This window comes from Massilia endophytica, assembly GCF_021165955.1.
Classification (GTDB): Bacteria; Pseudomonadota; Gammaproteobacteria; order Burkholderiales; family Burkholderiaceae_D; genus Rugamonas; species Rugamonas endophytica.
Genome location: NZ_CP088952.1, coordinates 983,617 through 999,258, shown reverse-complemented (window position 1 = coordinate 999,258; position 15,642 = coordinate 983,617). Strand labels below are relative to the sequence as shown.

The window sequence follows — 15,642 nt, the reverse complement described above, 5'->3', positions numbered from 1 at the left end:
ATATTGCCGTGTGGAAACCGGCAGAATCCTTTCCGTCGGTTTTGGGAAGCCCCACTCTTCCCAACCCAAGGAAAGGATCCACCATGGCAGTACGTAAAACGACTTCGACCCTGTTCGCCGCGCTGGCCATCGCCGCCGGCGCCGCCCAGGCTACCGACTACAGCCAGCAGGCCGCCTGGGCCGAGTCGCTGATCAACAATGTCGCGGCTGCGGACAACGTCTACGGCGGCAGCAGCACCATCGTCACCTGGCCCGGCGTGAAGAACGCCACCAAGTACCAGAACCAGTCGACCTGCGCGCCCTTCGTCAGCAACGTGGTCAAGACCGCGAACAACTTCACGGACACCGACTACCGCAACCGCACCGGCAGCAGCAGCCCGACCTCCTCGCAGTACTATCAGCTGATCACCGCCCAGAAGAACTTTGCGCGCATCGCCAATGCCGCCGATATCCAGCGTGGCGACATCATCGCGCTCGAATACCAGCCTTGCGCCAATAACTCCTCCACTGGCCACACCATGATGGCCATGGGTCCGGCCGTACTGCGCAGCGCGCCGTCCAAGCCGCTGATCGCCAACACCGTACAGTATGAGGTGCTGATCGCCGACTCGACCTCCTCGCCGCACACCACCACGGACTCCAATGGCAAGGCCTACACCGACACGCGCGTATCCAGCAACGGCACCGGGGCAGGCACCGGCTACTTCCGCATCTACGCGGACGCCACCAGCGGCGCCATCGTCGGCTACACCTGGACCATGAACAGCGGGTCCGTGTACTACGACGCCGCGAGCTGCCGCCAGATCGCCGTCGGCCGCATGCAATAAGGGCGCAGCCGATGTCCATGACCGCGATGGCCCGCCTGCTGTGCTGCTTCCTGGCGGCAGGCGTTCTCCTGGCGGGATATCAGCTGGAGCAGAAGGAAGCTGTGATGGCCTGGGTCGCCGATTCGGCGCCGGTGCGGGCCGTCATGCCGCAGCGGGCCGTTCCCGCCAAACTCACCCCGGCGGGCGAAGCGTCCGCGGCCTCCGCGGACGCGAGCAATGGCCTGGCTGGCTATACGGTCCTGTACCGCAATGGCGCCGAGGCGCCCCTGCCGGAGCGGACGAAAGCCATCCGGATTGCCATCGACAGCGAAGACTTCGCCGCCGCCGACGCCCTGGCCATCGAACCCGAACTGAAGGCGCTGGTGGCCGAAGGACGGCGTCTCAAACAACTAGCCGTGCAGGAAGAGATGCTGACGGCCAGCCGCGACCGGGAAGCTTTTCCTGGCGCGGAAAAATAGGCAAAGCAGCGCGGCTCCGGCCAGCATCATGCCGTCGCGCGCGGGCTCCGGGACCGCAATCGCATAACTGAAGCTCCCCAGGCTCCCCATCGCCAAGCCCAGCTCAGTGCTGATTTCATCGTTATGGAAGAAGTAGGACACGTCCAGTGAGCCGTCACCGGTACTGCCCGAACGCCGCGCTCCCGCCTGAGGCAGCAGCGCGTCGAGCGGCAGGTCGTCCGACGCGAAGACAGCGGTCTGGCGGAAGTAGCCCGCCTGGCCGTAGTAGACCAGCTCCCCGATCCCCACCTGCAGGTCCATCAGCGCTGCGCCGCATTTCCGGGCAAGCTGTAGACCGTCGCCGACAGCCCGCCATCCGTTTGGCGGACATGGAAGCTGCCGCTGCCCGCAGTTAGCGTCAGATCGACATCGGTCGTGGCATAGATACTGGTGCGGCCTGGCTCCTGGAACACAGTCGGACTGGAATAGTTCAGCTCGATCGCCAAGCCGAACGGGCTGGAACCGCGTATCTCCGGCAGGCCGAACATGGCAGGCAGATCGAAATAACCGGAGCCGCTGCTTTGCGCACTCAGTTGATAGTGCTGCGCATGCGCAGTCGAGATAAGACTGGCCACACAGCAGGCGAACAGGAATCTCTTCAGCATTTCCACTCTCCTCGTTGGGATAAGCGGTCACTATAGGAGCTCGGCCGCACAATTGCCCCGCACCGTACCCGTGCGCAAATTTTGTAAGTTTTGGTTGACATTTTTTGCAGCCATTTCCCTACGGAAACTGACAAATTTTGTCCAGCTCTCGTCCATTCGCCGCATTTTTACTACGCAGAAAGACCGGGCACGGTTATTGCCATAGTGCAATGGCGCGGACTGTACGGCCGCTCCACTATGGGGGAAATACATGAAAAATCAATACCATGCGTTCGCGCTGGCCTTGGCGGTGAGCTTTTCCAGCTCGGCCTGGGCGGTAACCGCAAGCGTCGAGACCACCGCCAAAAACGGCACGGTGCCGCTCGGCAAAACCGTCTGGCTGTCCGGGAAGGTCGATGGCAAAGGCATCTATATGGACTTCAGCATCAACGGCATCGCTGGAGGAAACGCGACTTTCGGTACGGTGAACTCGCAGAACGGCGAGTACCGCGCCCCGGCGGTGATGCCCGCCAATCCCGTCATTACGATTACAGGTATGACCAGCAAATGGGCTTCCGTGTCGGCGAGCGCCAGCACCACGCTCACGCTGGTCGCCGGCAGCACCACCCCGGCTCCAACGCCCGCGCCCGCACCGGAACCCACGCCAACTCCAACGCCGACACCGACGCCCGGCCCCATCGGCCAGCAGCCAGCACCGGATGCGCAGAGCATCGCCGCCGCGCGTTTCCTGCAGCAGGCGACCTTCGGCCCTACCCCGGCGGACATCGCCGCGCTTCGCCAGATGGGCCAGAGCGCCTGGCTCGCGCAGCAGTTCAACGCCGCCCCGAGCCCGATGCCCGTCACCACGGACATGAATCTCCTGCGCAGCAACTGGTTCAAAAACATGGCCGCCGGCCAGGACCAGCTGCGCCAGCGCGTGATCTTCGCGCTCTCGCAGATCTTCGTCGTCTCCGCCGACAAGAACCCCTATGCGAACGAGATGCAGCCCTGGCTCGCCACGCTGCAGAACCACGCCTTCGGCAACTACTACAACCTGCTGCGCGAAATGTCGCTCAATCCGTCCATGGGCAAATATCTTGACATGGGCAACAGCGTGATCCCGGCCCCGAACGAAAACTATGCCCGCGAAGTCATGCAGCTCTTCACCATCGGCCCTGTCATGCTGAACCAGGACGGCAGCGTGCAGCTTGACCGCAATGGCGACCCGCTCGCCAGCTACAACCAGCAGACCATTGGCGAGACGGCGCGCGCCCTGAGCGGCTGGACCTATGCGGGCAGCGGCGCAGGCATCAACTGGGAGAACTTCACGGGCCCGCTGCAGCCGCGCGACGCCTGGCACGACAAAGGCTCCAAAACCCTGCTGCAAGGCCTCGTGCTGCCCGCCGGCCAGTCCACGCAGCAGGACTTCGACGCCGTGATGCAGAACCTCTTCCAGCATCCCAACCTGCCACCGTTCGTGGCGACGCGCCTGATCCGCGCGCTCGTCACCAGCAACCCAAGCCCCGCCTATATCGAGCGCGTGGCCAACGTCTTCGCGAACGGACCGGCGGGACGCGGCGACATGAAAGCCACCATCACCGCCATCCTCACCGACGCCGAGGCGCGCCAGGACCAGCCGGGCGATATCTCGGGCAAGCTGAAAGACCCGATACTGCAAACCCTCGCCCTCGTGCGCGCCATGGGCGGCTCGGTCACCAATCCGAACAACCTGTTCTGGGAATACTCCCTGCTGGGGGAAAAGCTGCTGAACGCCCCCAGCGTCTTCAGCTTCTTCTCGCCGCTCACGCCCCTGCCGGACAATCCCGGCCGCTTCGGCCCCGAGTTCCAGCTCTATGCGCCTGCCCTGGCCGTGGCGCGCGCCAACTTCATCCACCGCCTCCTCAACGGCGAATTCGGCGGCATGATCCAGCTGGATATCACGCCTTACGTCAACGTGGCGGGCGATCCCACCGCTTTGCTGAACCTCGTGGATGCCACGCTGCTGCAAGGCCGCATGAGCCCCACGGCGCGCCAGGCCATCGCATCCAGCGTCAGCGCAACATCCGACAAGCGGCAGCGCGCCATCACGGCGCTGTACCTGACGGCGATCACCGCCGATTTCACCGTCCAGCAATAAGAGAGGAGCACCATGAGCAAACATTCCATGTCCCGCCGCAGCTTCCTCGGCGCCCTCTCCGCTCTCGGCCTGCTGGGCACGACGCGCAGCGCGCAGGCCGCGGTATCGGATTACAAGGCCCTCGTCTGCGTCTACCTTTACGGCGGCAACGACGGCAACAACATGATCGTGCCGCTGGATTCCGCGCACTACAGCAAGTACACCGCGCTGCGCGGCAGCAGCGGCCTTGCGCTTTCACAGCAGGCCAACACCCTGCTGGCCACCCGCAGCGCAACGCTCAAAGCGGTGGCCAATCCCGTCGAGCAGTCCTTCGCCTTCCACTACGGGATGCCGGAGATCGATGCGCTCTACCAGCAAGGCAAGGTCGCCGCGCTGCTGAACGTGGGAAGCCTGTACCAGCCGCTGACGAAGGCGCAGTACCAGTCCGGCCAGGGCGTACCGAGCCAGCTGTTCTCGCATCCTGACCAGAACCTGCAGAACCAGGCCGGAACGCCCGCCGTGGCAGGCACAGGCTGGGGCGGACGGCTGGTCGAGTCGCTGGGGGCGGACGGCCACCTGAACGCCATTGCAGTCGGCGGCAACGGCCTCTTTGTCGAAGGCGCCGCGGTGCACGGCAACCTGCTGCCTGCGGACGGACAGCTTAATCTGCAAGGCATGAACTTCTGGCCCCAGGCCGAAGCCGACACGCGGCGCACGGCGCTGATGCAGATCCTGAACGCTGGCGGCACGAACGCCGTGAACGGCGCAGCCAACAAGGCCCTCCTGAACGGCTTGCAGTTGGCACAGGAACTGAGGGCCGCCAACGCCGCCGCGCCGCTGTCGACGGTCTTCCCCGGCTACGGGCTGACAAGGCAGTTGAAGACGGTGGCGCAGCTGATCCGCCTGCGTTCGCAGCAGGGGCCGGGACGGCAGGTCTTCTTTGTATCGCAGGGCGGCTTCGATACGCACGGCGGACAGTCGTGGCAACAGTTCGACATGCTGCGGCAGGTGTCGCAGTCCGTGGCGGCCTTCCAGAACGCGCTGAACGAAATCCGCGCGGAGGAGATGGTGACGACGTTCACGATGTCCGATTTCGGCCGCACCCTGCAGCCGGCCAGCGGCGGCACGGATCACGCCTGGGGCAACCACCACCTCATTATCGGCGGCGCGGTGCAGGGAGGCCTCTACGGCGCCTTCCCTGACTTCACCCTGGGCGGCAAGGACGACGCCACAGGCCGTGGCGTCTGGATACCGCAGTTCTCCAACCAGCAATACGGCGCCACGCTGGGCCGCTGGTTCGGCGCCGAGATGGACGTGCTGGAGAACCAGGTCTTCAAAAACGAGCTAGCCAGGTTCCCGCTCCGGGACCTGGGCTTCATGGCCTGACTACGGCCCAGCCCGTGTCCAACCTTGGGGTCTGACCCCAGGGTTGGACACGGGCTCGACAGCTTTACAGTTTGATGAAGTGCTCGCGGTAGTACTTCAGCTCGTCGATCGATTCGACGATGTCGGCCAGCGCGGTGTGCTTCTGCTGCTTCTTGAAGCCGGCCACGATCTCGGGCTTCCAGCGCTTGCACAGTTCCTTCAGGGTGGAGACGTCCACGTTCCGGTAGTGGAAGAAGGCTTCCAGCTTGGGCAAGTAGCGCACCATGAAGCGGCGGTCCTGGCCGATGGTGTTGCCGCACATCGGGGACTTGCCGTTCGGGACCCATTGCTTCATGAAGGCGATCAGCTCCGCCTCGGCCTGCGCTTCGGTCACGGTGGAGGCCTTGACGCGGTCGATCAGGCCGGAGCGGCCGTGCGTGCCCTTGTTCCAGGAATCCATCGCGTCCAGCGTTTCGTCGGACTGGTGGATGGCGAAGACCGGACCCTCGGCCAGCAGATTGAGGTGCATGTCGGTGACGACCATTGCCACCTCGATAATGCGGTCGGTATCGGGCTCCAGGCCTGTCATTTCCATGTCCACCCATACCAGGTTCATCTCGTTGGGACGGGGCGCCGCGGCGCTGACAGGAGTTTCGTTCGCTTGTGACATAATTCTCTCTTGGCAGAATCAATCCGCCATTTTCTCACAGGCCCAGCATGTATTCACACGCGTTCTCGATTTTGTTTGTTTCCTTCCTGGCACTGACCCTGGCGGTGCGCTTCTGGCTGGCCTCGCGCCATATCCGCCATGTGCTGGCCCACCGCTCGGCCGTGCCAGCCGAATTCGCGGCCACCATTCCCCTCGCCGCCCACCAGAAGGCGGCGGACTACACCATCGCCCGCACCAAGTTCGGCATGGTGACGATGCTGGTCAACGCCGTGGTGCTGGTCGGCTTCACCCTGCTGGGCGGGCTGCAGTGGCTGTCCGTCCAGGTGTTCAACCTGAGCGGGGGCGGCATGTGGTACCAGATAGGGCTGGTGGTGGCATTTGCCGCCGTGTCGGGCCTGATCGACCTGCCCCTCGATTTCTACCGCCAGTTCAACCTGGAGGAACGCTTCGGCTTCAACAAGATGAGCAAGGGCCTGTTCGTCGCCGATATGCTGAAGGGCATCCTGCTGGCCGCCGTGATCGGCCTGCCGCTGGTCTGGGTGGTGCTCACGCTCATGGAAAAGAGCGGCGAACTGTGGTGGCTCTATGCCTGGTTCGTGTGGAGCGGCTTCCAGCTGCTGATGATGGTGCTCTTCCCCACCGTGATCGCGCCCATGTTCAACAAGTTCACGCCGCTGGCCGACGATTCGCTCAAGGCCCGTATCGAAGGCCTGATGCAGCGTGTGGGCTTCGCCTCCAAGGGTCTCTTCGTGATGGACGGCTCCAAGCGCAGCGCCCACGGCAACGCCTACTTCTCCGGCTTCGGCGCCAACAAGCGCATCGTGTTCTTCGACACCCTGCTCTCCCGCCTCGCGCCCCAGGAGATCGAGGCCGTGCTGGCCCACGAACTGGGCCACTTCAAGCTGAAACACATCGTCAAGCGCATCGCCATGATGTTCGCCATTTCCCTGGTCTTCCTGGCCCTGCTGGGCTACCTGAAAAACCAGCTGTGGTTCTACACGGGCCTGGGCGTGTCGCCCATCATCGTGCCGGGACAGAGCAACGACGCGCTCGCGCTGATCCTCTTCATGCTGACGCTGCCCGTGTTCACCTTCCTGCTCGGCCCACTGACCTCCCTCAGCTCGCGCAAGCATGAATTCGAGGCCGATGCCTTCGCGGCCAAACACACGGACGCCCAGGACCTCGTTTCGGCCCTGGTCAAGATGTATGAGGACAATGCCTCCACGCTGACGCCCGACCCCCTGCATTCGGCTTTCTACGATTCGCATCCGCCGGCCAGCGTGCGTATCCGCCACCTGAACATGGCGGCTCAATGAGCGGCAATATCGCCAGCGCCGCAGACCTGCGCACCCTGCACTGCGCCCACGCCACCGTACAGCTGGACGCAGGCGAGGCCGCTGCGCTGGCCGCCCTGCTTGACGGCTGGACCATCGAAGGCGGCCGCCTGGTGCGGCGCTTCGGCTTCGCCAACTATTACGAGACAATGGCCTTCGTGAACGCCCTGGCCTACATCGCGCACAACGAGGACCATCACCCGGAGCTGGTGGTTGGCTACAAGACCTGCGAAGTGCGCTACGACACCCATTCCGTCAAAGGACTTTCCCTGAACGATTTCATCTGCGCTGCCAAGGCCGACGCGCTGCTTCGCCCATGAAGAAAACCGGCACCATCATCGCGGCGCACGGCCGCCACTATCTGGCTGAAGCGGGCGGCGTGCGCCTGCAATGCGTCACGCGCGGCAAGAAGACCAATGTGGCCGTGGGCGACGTGGTCGATGTCACCCTCACCTCGCCCGACCAGGCGGTGATCGACAGGATCCAGGACCGCAAGACCCTTCTCTACCGCTCGGACCAGTACAAGTCCAAGCTGCTGGCGGCGAACGTGACGCAGCTCTTCATCGTCGTGGCCACGGAGCCCAGCTTCTCGGACGACCTGGTCTCGCGCGCCCTCGTCGCCGCGGACGCCGCCGGTATCGAAGCGTGCCTTATCCTGAACAAGACCGACGTGACGGAATCGCTGGAAAAGGCGCGCGAGCGCCTGAAGGTGTATTCGGCCATGGGCTACGCTGTGCACGAAGTGTCGGCCAAGGCGCATCCCGAGGCCACGGTGGCGGCGCTGGCGCCGCTGCTGGCGGGCCAGTCCACCATCCTGATCGGCCAGTCCGGCATGGGCAAGTCCTCGCTCATCAACCTGCTGGTGCCGGATGCCGACATCGCCACCCGGGAGATCTCGGCCGCGCTGGACACGGGCAAGCACACCACCACCTTCACCCGCCTCTATCACCTTGGCCCGGACGCGAGCGTGATCGATTCGCCGGGCTTCCAGGAATTCGGCCTGTACCACCTTACGGAAGGCATGCTGGAGCGGGCCTTCCGCGACTTCACGCCCTACCTCGGCGGCTGCAAGTTCTACAACTGCCGCCACCTGAGCGAGCCGCAATGCGCGGTGCTGGAAGCGGTGGAGGAAGGCAAGATCGCCCGCATGCGGCACACGCTGTACGGCCAGCTGCTGCACGAATCCTCGCAGACCCTGTACTGAGGCGCGTATGAACCCGGCCATGGACATGTTCGCAACCGACGACGGCGTCGCGGAGTGGGAACTGGCCCTGCTGCCCTTGCGCGGTGTCGCGCGGCTGCCTGCGCTCATTCCCCTCGCCTGGCACCTGCGCCAGCGCGACAGCGCACGCGCCGCCGCCCTCGCCGAGGAGGCCCTGGCCTTGCTGCCCTACGCGGGCCTGGAGCCGGAAGCGCGCAGCGCCACGACGGCCCGCCTGCACCTCGCGCAGGCCGAGATCCGCTGGCTGGAGGGAGAACTGGATGAAGCGTCCACCATCGCGATGGAAGCGTTCGAGGTGCTGCAGGGCCTGGGCGACCATGCGGGCTGCGCGGACGCGCACTGGCTGCGCGCCTGGATCTGCGTGGACCGGGGCCTGCATGAGGAGCGCGACCACGCGCTGGCGCTGTGCGTGGCGGAAGCGCGCCAGGGCGGCGACGAGGTGCGCGCCCTGACGGCGGAAGCCGTGATTGCCCGCTGGGCCGTGCTGCGCGAACTGCACAGCGCGCGCGAACGCTGGGCGCACCACTTCGACAATATCGGTCCCGTTCCGCCGGGCTTGAACTGCTGGATCAACGACTTCCACGCCATGGCGGCCAGCCAGTCCAGCGATTTCGGCCAGTCCGCCAGCCTGTATATCCAGTCGCACGAATTCGCCTTGCAGACGGGCCAGCTGCGCGCCGCCATCATTGCCGCCACCAACACCGGCGAAAAATTCAGCCACCTGAACGACCATCACGCCGCCCTGGAATGGATGCAGCGCGGCCTGGAGCTGGCGCGCCGGAGCGGCTGGCCGCGCAATATCGGCGCCTGCCTGATGCACACGGCGGACACCATGCGCCGCCTGGGCCGCCTCGACGTGGCCGACGAACTGCTGCGCGAAGGCCTGGGCATCCTGCGTCCCTTCGCCGACGCGCGCGTTTTCGGTATCGCCCTGCAGTACCGGGGAGACCTTTGCCTGGAGCGGGCGGACTACGCGGGCGCCTTCGAAGCCTTCCAGCAGCTTGCAGGGCGCGCCGAGGCCCTGCGCCAGGCCGATTTTCAGATGGTGGCGCGGCGCGGCCAGGCCCACGCCCTGTGCTTCCTGGACCGCGCCGCCGAAGCGCTGGCCATGGCGCACCAGGCGGTGGAGCTTTCGCTCAGCCACCGCAATATCTATAACCACATCGCCGCGCTGCGCGTGCTGGCTCTCATCCACCGCATGCATCCGCTACGCGGGCCGGAGGGCATGACGGAGCCGAACGCCAGCCTGCACTACCTGCACCGCGCCCTGGACCTGGTGAGCACCATCGAAGGCTACACCGTGCCGGGCGACCTGTACGACACACTGGCGGCGGAATATGCGCGCCTTGGCGACTACAAGCTCGCCTACGAAATGGCGCAGGCGGCCAGCAAGGCGCTGGAGAAGACGCATAGCCAGGAGGCGACCAGCCGCGCCATCGCCATGCAGGTGCACCAGAAGACCGAACAGGCGCGCGCGGAAGGCCAGCACCACCGCGAGCTGGCCATGGCCGAAGCGCGCCGTGCGGAAGTGCTGGCGCAGTCTGGCGCCATGCTCCAGCGCCTGTCCGCCATCGGCCAGGAAATCACCACCCATCTCGACGCGGAAGCCGTGTACCAGGTGCTGAACCGCCATGTGCACGAGCTCCTGTCGGCCAATACCTTCTCCGTCTACCTGATCGATGGCGAGCGCCTGAACCGCGCCTTCGGCGTGGAGGGAGGCTTGCCACTACCCCCGAACAGCGTGGCGCTGGACCATCCCCAGGCATGGAGCGCGCGCTGCGTGCGCGAGCGGCGCGAAGTTTATGTGGACAATGCGGCCTTCGAACGCGCCGTGCTGCTCACGCCGGGCACCAGCCCCAGTGTGAGCGCCCTCTTCGTGCCGCTGCTCCTGGGCGAGCGCGTTCTGGGCGTGATGACGGTGCAGGCCATGCATGCGGGCGCCTACGGCGAACGCGAACGCCTCATCTTCCGCACGCTGTGCGCCTATGGCGCCATTGCGCTGGACAACGCCAGCGCCTACCGGCAGCTGCAGGAAGCACAGTCGCAATTGGTCTCGCAGGAGAAGCTGGCGGCGCTGGGCGCCCTGATGGCGGGTGTGGCGCACGAACTCAATACGCCCATCGGCAACAGCCTGCTGATCGCCAGCACGATGGAGCAGAAGACGAACGAACTGGAACGAAGCCTGAACGGCCCTGGCCTGCGGCGCTCCGATCTCGCGGCCTTCATCGCGGATACCCGCAAGGCCAGCGAACTGGTGATGCGCGGCCTGCACAGCGCGGCCGACCTGGTGAGCAGCTTCAAGCAGGTGGCCGTGGACCGCACCACGGAGCAGCGCCGCCGCTTCGACCTGCACCAGGTGGCGCACGAAATCGTGGCGACGATGATGAACCGCATCCGCGCCGCCGGCCACCGCATCGAGTATGAGATCCCCGAAGGCGTGTCGCTGGACAGCTATCCCGGTCCCTTCGGCCAGGTGGTGACGAACCTGATCAACAACGCCCTGCTGCACGCCTTCGAACGGCGCGAGGGCGGCCGCATGCGCCTGACGGCGAACCTGCACATCGAAGGCAGGGTACTGGTGGCCTTCAGCGACGACGGCAGCGGCATCGCACCCGAACACCTCTCGCGCATCTTCGATCCCTTCTTCACCACCCGGCTGGGACGGGGCGGCAGCGGCCTTGGCCTCTCCATCAGCTACAACATCGTGACTTCCCTGCTGGGGGGCCAGATCAGCGTCGTGAGCAGCAAGGGCGGCACCACCTTCACGCTCGACCTGCCCACCACCGCTCCGACCCAGGACCCTTCAAGGCACGCCGCCATCTACCGCTAGGCTGCGCGCGAATGACAGCAATGTATAATGATCTGCTAAGCCAGAAAGTTGTATATATGTCTTCCACTTCCAAACCGATCAAGCACTATCTCCAGTTTTCCGACTTCACACTGGAGGAATACGAATACGTGATCGAGCGCGCCAAGGTTATCAAGCGCAAGTTCAAGAATTATGAAATTTACCATCCGCTGATCGACCGCACGCTGGTGATGGTGTTCGAGAAGAACTCCACCCGCACCCGCCTCTCCTTCGAGGCAGGCATGCACCAGCTGGGCGGCGCGGCCATCTACCTGAACACCCGCGACAGCCAGCTGGGACGCGGCGAGCCGGTGGAGGATGCGGGCCAGGTCATGTCCCGCATGTGCGACATCATCATGGTGCGCACCTTCGGCCAGGACATCATCGAGCGTTTCGCCGCAAATTCGCGCGTGCCGGTGATTAACGGCCTGACCAACGAACACCACCCCTGCCAGGTCTTCGCCGACATCTTCACCTTCTACGAGCACCGCGGCTCCATCAGCGGCAAGATCGTGGCCTGGGTGGGCGATGCCAACAACATGCTTTACTCCTGGCTGCAGGCGGCGGAAGTTTTCGGCTTCCACGTCAACGTGTCCACGCCCAAGGGCTACGACATGGACATGAGCCTCGTCAGCACCAACCGCTTCACCCTGTTCGACAACCCGTCGGATGCATGCGAGGGCGCACACCTCGTCAACACGGACGTCTGGACCAGCATGGGCTACGAGCAGGAGAACGCAGCCCGCCTGAAGGCCTTCGACGGCTGGATCGTGGACAGCGCCAAGATGGCGCGCGCCCACCCGGACGCCCTGTTCATGCACTGCCTGCCCGCGCACCGCGGCGAAGAAGTGTCGGCCGAAGTGATCGACGGCCCGCAATCGGTGGTATGGGATGAAGCGGAGAACCGCCTGCATATCCAGAAGGCGCTGATCGAGTATCTGCTGCTGGGCCGCATCGACACGAAATAAACCCAACCTGAAACGAGAATCACCATGAGCGACATCAAGAAAGTCGTCCTCGCCTACTCGGGCGGCCTGGACACCTCCGTCATCCTGAAGTGGCTGCAGGATAACTACCAATGCGAGATCGTCACCTTCACGGCCGACCTGGGCCAGGGTGAGGAGCTGGAGCCGGCGCGCGCCAAGGCGCTGAAGTTCGGCATCAAGCCGGAAAACATCTTCATCGACGACGTGCGCGAAGAATTCGTGCGCGACTTCGTGTTCCCCATGTTCCGCGCCAATACCGTGTACGAAGGCGAATACCTGCTGGGCACCTCGATCGCTCGTCCGCTGATCGCCAAGCGCCTGATCGAGATCGCCAACCAGACCGGCGCCGACGCCATTTCCCACGGCGCCACCGGCAAAGGCAACGACCAGGTGCGCTTCGAGCTGGGCGCCTACGCGCTCAAGCCGGGCGTGAAAGTGATTGCCCCCTGGCGCGAATGGGACCTGCTCTCGCGCGAGAAGCTGCTGAAGTACGCGGAAGACGCGGGCATCGCCATCGACATGAAGCACAAGAACGGCGGCGCGCCCTACTCCATGGACGCCAACCTGCTGCATATCTCCTTCGAAGGCCGCCACCTGGAAAACCCGAGCGCGGAAGCCGAGGAATCGATGTGGCGCTGGACGGTGAGCCCGGAAGCGGCGCCGGACGAAGCGGAATACCTGGACATCGAATACGAGAAGGGCGACATCGTGGCCCTGAACGGCAAGCGCATGTCGCCCGCCGCCGTGCTGACGGAGCTGAACCGCCTGGGCGGCAAGCACGGCATCGGCCGCCTGGACCTGGTGGAGAACCGCTATGTGGGCATGAAGTCGCGCGGCTGCTATGAAACGCCGGGCGGTACCATCATGCTGAAGGGCCACCGCGCCATCGAATCCATCACGCTGGACCGCGAAGTGGCCCACCTGAAGGACGACCTGATGCCGCGCTACGCTTCGCTGATCTACAACGGCTACTGGTGGAGCCCCGAGCGCGTGGCCCTGCAGACCCTGATCGACCACACGCAGCAGAACGTGAACGGCTGGGTGCGCGTAAAGCTCTACAAGGGCAACGTGATCGTGGTGTCGCGCGACTCGAAGACCGACTCCCTGTTCGACCAGACCATTGCCACCTTCGACGAAGACGGCGGCGCCTACAACCAGGCCGACGCGGGCGGTTTCATCAAGCTGAACGCCCTGCGCATGCGCATCGCGGCGAACGCACGCCTGAAGCGCGGCCAGTAAGCTGGCAAGATGCAAGCAAAGGCCGCCTGCGGGCGGCCTTTTTTTATTTCACAACAGCTGGCGCGCGCCTCTCGCCTACAGAGCGGCAAAATGTTACATTGGCAACGATACGAACTCGTCTGCTGAGGAATGCGATGATCAACAACCTGAGCATCCGTAACAAACTCTATGTGGCCTTTGGCGCCATCCTCGCCATCATCCTGATCCTGCTGCTGGTCGCCTACCAGAGCTTTACCAGCCTGTCCGCCGCCAACGGCTGGGACAAGCACACCATGCAGGTGCTGCTGGCGATCGACAAGGTGAACAACAGCCTGCTGGCCGCCCAGGCCGAGTCCCGCGCCTACTACCTCACCGGCATGCCGGACCGGCTCGCGCGCACGCGCGAAGAGATTGCGGGCATTCAGCCCGCAATCGACGCGCTGCAGAAGCTCACGGCGGACAATCCTGCCCAGGCAGCGCGCCTGGAACGGATGGAGGCCCTGGTCCGGAGCTGGGTCAAGGACGTGCTCGAGCCGCGCATCGCGCACCGGGTGGAGCTGGGCAGCTCCGCGGGTGCGGCAGACGCCATCGGCCGCGATCCCCAGCTGCAGCAGGGCAGCCCGGCCATCACCGCCATCGCCCGCCTGCTGGACGATGCGGCGGCCGAGGAGAACAAGCTGCTCGCCGAACGGGCGGCCACCACAGCTGGGCTGCAGAAGGACATGCGGCTCCTGCTGACGGCAGGCGGCGCCGCCTGCGTGCTGCTCTCCCTGGTGATCGTGGTGCTGCTCACACGCGCCATCACCACGCCACTGGGCAACCTCACGGGCGCCCTGGGCCGTCTCGCGAGCGGCGAGCAGGGCGCGCGCGCCGCGGTCATATCCGGCGATGAGCTGGGCCGCGTCACCGAGGAGTTCAACAGCATGGCGCAGACCATCCAGGAAAGCCGGGAGCGTGAACGGGCGCAGACCGATGAGCTGCGTGCCAAGGTGGACTCGCTGTTGACCGTGGTATCGCGTGCCGCCTCGGGCGACCTGACGGGCAAAGTCACGGTCGGCGGCAACGATGCCATCGGCCAGCTGGGCGAAGGGCTGGCCCGCATGTTCGACAACCTGCGCGCCCTGCTGACCAATGTGCAGAAGGCGGGCATCCAGGTCACCACCTCCGCGACCGAAATCGCCGCCTCGGCCAAACAGCAGGAAGCGACCGGCGTGGAGCAGGCCCAGACCAGCGTGGAGGTGCTCAGCACCACCAAGGAGATTTCTTCCAATACCAGCCAGCTGCTCAAGACCATGGAGGACGCCACGTCCGTGGCGGATTACACCACCAGCGCCACGGCGGACGCGCAGAACAACCTGCGCCGCATGGACCAGACCATGCAGAACATGGTGAGCGCCACCGATTCGATCAACGCCAAGCTGGCGGCCCTGTCGGAGAAGGCCAGCAATATCAACAGCGTGCTGACCACCATCACCAAGGTGGCGGACCAGACCAACATCCTGTCCCTGAACGCCGCCATCGAGGCCGAGAAGGCGGGCGAGGCGGGCCGCGGCTTCTCCGTGGTAGCCACCGAGATCCGCCGCTTGGCCGACCAGACCTCGGTCTCTACCTGGGATATCGAACAGATGCTGAAGGAGATGCAGTCCGCCGTGTCGGCCAGCGTCATGGGCATGGATAAATTCTCGGAAGAGATCCGCCGCAGCGTGGGCGAGGTACGCCAGGTGACGGACCAGCTCTCGGGCGTGATGGACCAGGTGCAGAAGCTGGCCCCGCAGTTCGACGTGGTGCTGCAGGGTATGCAGGCCCAGGCCGTGGGCGCGCAGCAGATCACCGAGACCATGATGCAGCTGAACGACGCCACCCAGCAGACGGTGGAATCGCTCAAGGCCACCAGCGAAGCGGTGCACCAGCTGCAGTATGCGGCGAGCGATCTGCAATCGAGCGTCGCCACTTTCGCGGTGAACGTATAAGGGCA

The 15,642-nt window shown here is 64.8% G+C and carries 14 protein-coding genes; 11 read left to right on the top strand and 3 right to left on the bottom strand.

Features of this window, described 5'->3' with window-relative positions; all coding sequences use genetic code 11:
- Nucleotides 1-83 precede the first annotated feature (83 nt).
- Together LSQ66_RS04595 and LSQ66_RS04590 are read left to right on the top strand one after the other, a co-directional pair.
- A complete protein-coding gene (locus LSQ66_RS04595; RefSeq protein WP_231768627.1) occupies nucleotides 84-827 on the top strand; it encodes a hypothetical protein in 744 nt (247 codons plus the stop codon).
- Between the two features lie 11 nt (nucleotides 828-838).
- Nucleotides 839-1,285 (top strand): hypothetical protein, encoded by a 447-nt coding sequence (locus LSQ66_RS04590; protein WP_231768626.1) that lies wholly within the window; start codon nucleotides 839-841, stop codon nucleotides 1,283-1,285.
- On the opposite strand, the gene LSQ66_RS04585 is transcribed toward LSQ66_RS04590, so the two are convergent.
- Both LSQ66_RS04585 and LSQ66_RS04580 read right to left on the bottom strand, forming a co-directional pair.
- Nucleotides 1,217-1,585, bottom strand: coding sequence for a hypothetical protein (locus LSQ66_RS04585; RefSeq protein ID WP_231768625.1), 369 nt, complete (start codon nucleotides 1,583-1,585; stop codon nucleotides 1,217-1,219). The two genes, LSQ66_RS04590 and LSQ66_RS04585, sit on opposite strands and share 69 nt — an antisense overlap.
- Nucleotides 1,585-1,929 carry a hypothetical protein gene (locus LSQ66_RS04580; protein WP_231768624.1) on the bottom strand — a complete coding sequence of 115 codons (345 nt, stop codon included), beginning with the start codon at nucleotides 1,927-1,929 and terminating at the stop codon, nucleotides 1,585-1,587. Before LSQ66_RS04580 ends, LSQ66_RS04585 begins: the two co-directional genes overlap by 1 nt.
- 250 nt (nucleotides 1,930-2,179) lie before the next feature.
- Between LSQ66_RS04580 and LSQ66_RS04575 the strand changes: the two genes are divergently transcribed.
- Nucleotides 2,180-4,045, top strand: a complete 1,866-nt coding sequence (locus tag LSQ66_RS04575; protein ID WP_231768623.1) for a DUF1800 domain-containing protein — start codon at nucleotides 2,180-2,182, stop codon at nucleotides 4,043-4,045.
- A gap of 12 nt (nucleotides 4,046-4,057) precedes the next feature.
- Nucleotides 4,058-5,410 (top strand): DUF1501 domain-containing protein, encoded by a 1,353-nt coding sequence (locus LSQ66_RS04570; protein WP_231768622.1) that lies wholly within the window; start codon nucleotides 4,058-4,060, stop codon nucleotides 5,408-5,410.
- Nucleotides 5,411-5,474: 64 nt separating this feature from the next.
- On the opposite strand, the gene orn is transcribed toward LSQ66_RS04570, so the two are convergent.
- Nucleotides 5,475-6,059, bottom strand: coding sequence for an oligoribonuclease (gene orn, locus LSQ66_RS04565; protein WP_231768621.1), 585 nt, complete (start codon nucleotides 6,057-6,059; stop codon nucleotides 5,475-5,477).
- A gap of 47 nt (nucleotides 6,060-6,106) precedes the next feature.
- Here orn and LSQ66_RS04560 point away from each other — a divergent pair, with 47 nt between their 5' ends.
- The 7 genes from LSQ66_RS04560 (at nucleotide 6,107) to LSQ66_RS04530 (ending at nucleotide 15,637) form a co-directional block, all read left to right on the top strand.
- A complete protein-coding gene (locus tag LSQ66_RS04560) occupies nucleotides 6,107-7,375 on the top strand; it encodes a M48 family metallopeptidase (RefSeq protein WP_231768620.1) in 1,269 nt (422 codons plus the stop codon).
- Nucleotides 7,372-7,713 (top strand): 4a-hydroxytetrahydrobiopterin dehydratase, encoded by a 342-nt coding sequence (locus tag LSQ66_RS04555; RefSeq protein WP_231768619.1) that lies wholly within the window; start codon nucleotides 7,372-7,374, stop codon nucleotides 7,711-7,713. The genes LSQ66_RS04560 and LSQ66_RS04555 overlap by 4 nt, the downstream gene beginning before the upstream one ends.
- Nucleotides 7,710-8,597, top strand: coding sequence for a ribosome small subunit-dependent GTPase A (gene rsgA, locus LSQ66_RS04550; protein ID WP_231768618.1), 888 nt, complete (start codon nucleotides 7,710-7,712; stop codon nucleotides 8,595-8,597). Before LSQ66_RS04555 ends, rsgA begins: the two co-directional genes overlap by 4 nt.
- Before the next feature lie 19 nt (nucleotides 8,598-8,616).
- Entirely contained in the window at nucleotides 8,617-11,445 is a 2,829-nt protein-coding gene (locus LSQ66_RS04545) for an ATP-binding protein (protein ID WP_231768617.1), read from the top strand.
- Between the two features lie 56 nt (nucleotides 11,446-11,501).
- On the top strand, nucleotides 11,502-12,431 hold the full coding sequence (gene argF, locus LSQ66_RS04540) for an ornithine carbamoyltransferase (RefSeq protein ID WP_231768616.1): 930 nt from the start codon (nucleotides 11,502-11,504) through the stop codon (nucleotides 12,429-12,431).
- A 24-nt stretch (nucleotides 12,432-12,455) separates the two neighbouring features.
- A complete protein-coding gene (locus tag LSQ66_RS04535; RefSeq protein WP_231768615.1) occupies nucleotides 12,456-13,688 on the top strand; it encodes an argininosuccinate synthase in 1,233 nt (410 codons plus the stop codon).
- A gap of 134 nt (nucleotides 13,689-13,822) precedes the next feature.
- Complete coding sequence (locus LSQ66_RS04530) at nucleotides 13,823-15,637, top strand: methyl-accepting chemotaxis protein (RefSeq protein WP_231768614.1); 1,815 nt, start codon at nucleotides 13,823-13,825, stop codon at nucleotides 15,635-15,637.
- Nucleotides 15,638-15,642 lie beyond the last annotated feature (5 nt).